Source organism: Myxococcus llanfairpwllgwyngyllgogerychwyrndrobwllllantysiliogogogochensis, assembly GCF_006636215.1.
In the GTDB taxonomy this organism is placed as follows: Bacteria; Myxococcota; Myxococcia; order Myxococcales; family Myxococcaceae; genus Myxococcus; species Myxococcus llanfairpwllgwyngyllgogerychwyrndrobwllllantysiliogogogochensis.
The window spans coordinates 1-3912 of record NZ_VIFM01000468.1 but is presented as its reverse complement, the minus strand read 5'-3'; the positions used below and the strand labels follow the sequence as shown (position 1 = coordinate 3912).

The following is a 3912-nucleotide window of genomic DNA, read 5'->3' as shown; positions in this document are numbered from 1 at the left end:
CTGGCGCGACGCGGGCATCCCGAGCCGGACTCGTTTCTTCAAGCGCGCGGTCCACCGAGAACTCACGGCCATGGGCGCCACCGAAGCCGCCGCGCGCTTCGCCCCAAAAGAGGAGGAGTGAGGCCCGCACCCACTCTCCCCAGCAGGACAACGAATAGGCCGAGAGGCCCCCAACCCGGTCGCGCTCCGCCCCGCCGTCCACACGCGAGGCGGGCGCCAACATCGCCGTGAAGTGGAACACCGACCGAGGCCTTCGACCGCCCCCTCTTTCAACGCAGTCCCCACGGGAACAACATGAAGACACGCAGCGAATTGGAAGCGATGACCGTCAAGAAACTGCGCCGCTACGTCATCGACAGCGGAAACAGCTTCCCCTACCTGGGGGAAACCAAGAAGGCCGACATCATCGAAAAGCTCATGAAGATTCGAGCCGAGCGGGAGGGCATGAAGCCCGCCCCTACCTCCAAGGGGGCGCCCTAGCCGCAGCCCCTCGCCATTCGAGGGCTTTGCCGGGCTGCGACAGCCACGTCCGGCAAGCCACGCGAGCAGGCCGAAATAGGGCCCGAGCGCGCACGCCCTGCCTCACCGCCAGCCACGCGCTCCATCAGGAACAGCGTCCCGACCCGAACGCCAACGCCCCGGACAGCACATACACCCCAAAGACAGGAGAGAGGGCTTGATACGCCCGCCAACCAGAGCGTGTATGCATTTCGCGACGGGCATCCCAGCACCGCGCCAACCCACAGGAGTATCGACCATGAGCGCCACGGCCATCCCTTTCCACATCGTCCCGGTCAAGGTGATTGATTTCAGTGGCGCCAGGATGAGTCTGGCCCTCGCCAAGAATCGGTACGGCACGGCCCAGCCTCAACTGGACATCCTCCTTCCGTCCGGCGCCACCCACCGGCAGTTGAGCGCGTTGCTTCACGCTCTCTCAGCCAGCCTCGAGCTGAACACCCCAGCCAACGAGCGGTGGCTCATTCAGAACGACTGCTGCGTGGGGCCGAACCATGGCCGCATCTACCTGGAGCTGGCCGAGGGCGATGAGGCGGAGGCCCTGCGCGGGATGATGCTCCTCGACACCCTGCGAGGCTGAGCGGAGCGGACAGAAGGAATCCGCGTCGGAGCACTTCGCGGAGTCCCCCGCCCCTCCCCGCCGAGGCAATCACACACACTGTAATTTCCCCTACCCACCGCAGCCCGGGCGCCTCGAACACGCCTCACCCGCCGAGGGCGGGCGTGAAACCCCGCGTATTCTCGCGAGTATTTCAGACACCCAAATCCGCCCTTCCGGCCGCCAAAGTGAACTTGCCTCATTCGCACACAAGAGCGTGTATGTGTTTCGCGACGGGCGCCACAGCCCCGCGCGAATGCGAGAGGCAAACTCCATGAAGACGCTCCGGTTTGGAATTGAGATTGAGACGGTTGGCGCCAGCCGCCAGAAGCTGGCCCACGCGATTCAAGGCGCGGTGGGCGGGCACGTTTCCGGCGACTACCGGGGCTGGCAGGTGACGGACCCCCAGGGCCGCGCCTGGAAGGTGGTGCCGGACGGCTCGCTGAGCGGGGGCGAGTACAGCGGCGAAATCGTCTCCCCCATCCTCACCTACCAGGACCTGGAAGCCTTACAGCAGGTGGTGCGCGCTGCACGCGAGGCCGGCGCCCGCGCCGACGCTTCCACCGGCATCCACATCCACGTCGATGGCAGCCGCTTCGACGCCAAGGGCGTCACCAACCTCGTGAAGATGGTGCATAAGCAGGAGCGCCTCCTGGAGACAGCCCTCGGGGTGAGCGCCGCGCGGCTGAACCGCTTCTGCAAGCCCATCGACGGGGCCTTCCTCCAGCGGCTGGAGGCCCGGCGCCCGCGCACCCTCCAGGACGTGAATGAGGCTTGGTACGGGCGCCGCAACCTCGCTCCGCAGCGCTACGACTCCAGCCGCTACCACGGCCTCAACCTCAACAGCCTCTTCTTCCGGGGCACGATTGAATTCCGCTACTTCAACGGCTCGGTGCACGCGGGCGAAGTGAAGGCCTACGTCCAACTGGTGTTGGCCCTCGCGGCCCGAGCCCTGGCTTCAAAGGCAGCCTCCAGCAAGCGCCGCGACTTCAACCCCGCCACCGCCAAGTACGACTTCCGGGTGTTCCTCCTCCACCTGGGCCTCATCGGTGAGGAGTTCAAGACGGCCCGCACCCACCTCCTCAAGAAGCTGGAGGGCAGCGCCGCCTGGAAGGGCCAGCGCCGCGACAGGCGCGGCTCGGGCGGGGAAGGCACCCCCGGCAGCGAGGGCGCACAGGGCGGCAGCGAGGGCGCGCAGGGCAACGCGAGCGAGGCGCTGGCCGCCTGAAGCGGCCTTCACGCCAGGGCTCTTCGGGGCCCTGGCCGACACGGACAACGGCGGGCCGCGCGCCCGCCCACAATGCGAGAAACTCCATGCTCTACTTCGCCTACGGCTCCAACCTCGACAGTGCCCAGATGCGCGCGCGCTGCCCCGGCGCCACCGTCGAAGCCCGCGCCACCCTTCCCGGCCACACCCTGGTGTTTGGCGGCTACAGCCGCCGCTGGGGCGGCGCCGTCGCCAGCCTCCAGCGCGCGCGCGGCGCCCACGTCGAAGGGCTGTTGTATCGCCTCACTCCCGAGGACTTGCGCGCCCTCGACGCCTTCGAGGGGCATCCCTTCGCGTACCGGCGCGCCGCCCGACTGGTGACGGACAAGGCCGGCCACCGCCGCCGCGCACTGGTGTACCTCCAGCCCGAGACTGGCTTCGAGGCCTGGCCGCCCGCTGGCCGCTACTTCCGCATCCTCTGGCACGCCTACGGGCGCCTGGGCTTCAACCGCGCCGCGCTCGCGGGCGCCCTGGGAGGTGCGGCGTGAAGCGCGCTTCAACCTCAACCACACGCGTCTTCGTCTACGGGACGCTGCTGTCCTGCGAGCCCAATCACCACCTCCTGCGCGGCGCACGCCTCATCGGCCCAGCGCGGACGCAGCCCCGCTTCACCCTCTACGACTACGGGCCCTTCCCTGCCCTCGCCTCCAGGGGCAAGCACGCCGTCGAGGGCGAGGTGTACGAAGTCGACGCTCTCATGCTGGCGGCGCTCGACAGGCTCGAGGGCCACCCTCGCTTCTACGAGCGCACGTCCATTGCCCTCGACGGCGCCGGCCGCGTCGAGGCATACCTGTTTCCCAAGGGGCGGTTGGCTGGCTGCCCCATCATCGAGTCCGGTTGCTGGCGTCGACACCTGAAGGAAAGGAAACCATGGTAATCGAAATGCGCGACGGGCGTGTCCTCCAGGGCACTGCTGTCCAAATCGTGAAGGGAATGCAGGACATCGCATTCGGCGTGGAGCGCTTGTCCTTGGGCGAGTACGTTGACTGGGTGGTAGCCAATGCCCTGCGATTCGAGTCCGTCGCACTGCGCGTGCAGGGTGCAACGGACGAGGAGAAGGCCGCGTCCCTCGTGGACGAGATGCTCCGCACGGGCCTGGCGACGCGGAAGTGAGCCGGGCTGGCATGGCATGCCTTTCACGGCATGCACATGCAGCCCGGGCCCATCCGCCTGCCGAAGCATTCTGTTTCACCTGATGTTTCACGCACAGCAGGGAGGTGCGCCCCTCATGCGTGGCGCTCGCCACTGCGGAGGGGCAACTCTCTCTCGACGCGAGCAACCCACGCCCGCAGTGCTTCCTGGTCCGGGGTGTGGGCGCACGGCGAGTCTGTCGCCTCCACAAGCTCCAGGGCGTCCTCGGCGCCCAGCGCATGCAGCGCCGCAGCCTCTGCTCGTCGGTACTCTTCCTTCGCCCTGGCGAGCCGGGTCCGCGATTCGACACTCCCGTCCATCGTCGCGTACGCCCGCTGCAACGCCACTTCTACTCGCCCCAGCTCTACTGCGAGGGCGTGCCGCTCGTTCATCGTCATCC

Annotated in this window: 6 protein-coding genes and 2 pseudogenes; 7 read left to right on the top strand and 1 reads right to left on the bottom strand. The window is 67.8% G+C overall.

The window, feature by feature from the left end; all coding sequences use genetic code 11:
* From FJV41_RS54455 to FJV41_RS48350, 7 genes and pseudogenes are all read left to right on the top strand, one after another.
* Window positions 1-121 (top strand): annotated as a pseudogene (locus FJV41_RS54455) (DUF2924 domain-containing protein); the annotation flags it as partial.
* A gap of 173 nt (window positions 122-294) precedes the next feature.
* Entirely contained in the window at window positions 295-480 is a 186-nt protein-coding gene (locus FJV41_RS48375; RefSeq protein WP_141649388.1) for a hypothetical protein, read from the top strand.
* 277 nt (window positions 481-757) lie between these two features.
* Window positions 758-1096, top strand: coding sequence for a hypothetical protein (locus FJV41_RS48370; protein WP_141649387.1), 339 nt, complete (start codon window positions 758-760; stop codon window positions 1094-1096).
* Window positions 1097-1388: 292 nt separating this feature from the next.
* Entirely contained in the window at window positions 1389-2342 is a 954-nt protein-coding gene (locus FJV41_RS48365) for an amidoligase family protein (RefSeq protein ID WP_141649386.1), read from the top strand.
* A gap of 86 nt (window positions 2343-2428) precedes the next feature.
* Window positions 2429-2869, top strand: a complete 441-nt coding sequence (locus FJV41_RS48360) for a gamma-glutamylcyclotransferase family protein (RefSeq protein WP_141649385.1) — start codon at window positions 2429-2431, stop codon at window positions 2867-2869.
* Window positions 2866-3258, top strand: a complete 393-nt coding sequence (locus tag FJV41_RS48355; protein WP_141649384.1) for a gamma-glutamylcyclotransferase family protein — start codon at window positions 2866-2868, stop codon at window positions 3256-3258. Before FJV41_RS48360 ends, FJV41_RS48355 begins: the two co-directional genes overlap by 4 nt.
* A 5-nt stretch (window positions 3259-3263) precedes the next feature.
* Window positions 3264-3494 carry a hypothetical protein gene (locus FJV41_RS48350; protein WP_141649389.1) on the top strand — a complete coding sequence of 77 codons (231 nt, stop codon included), beginning with the start codon at window positions 3264-3266 and terminating at the stop codon, window positions 3492-3494.
* Between the two features lie 113 nt (window positions 3495-3607).
* Here FJV41_RS48350 and FJV41_RS52915 read toward each other — a convergent pair.
* Window positions 3608-3912, bottom strand: a pseudogene (locus FJV41_RS52915) (hypothetical protein); the annotation flags it as partial.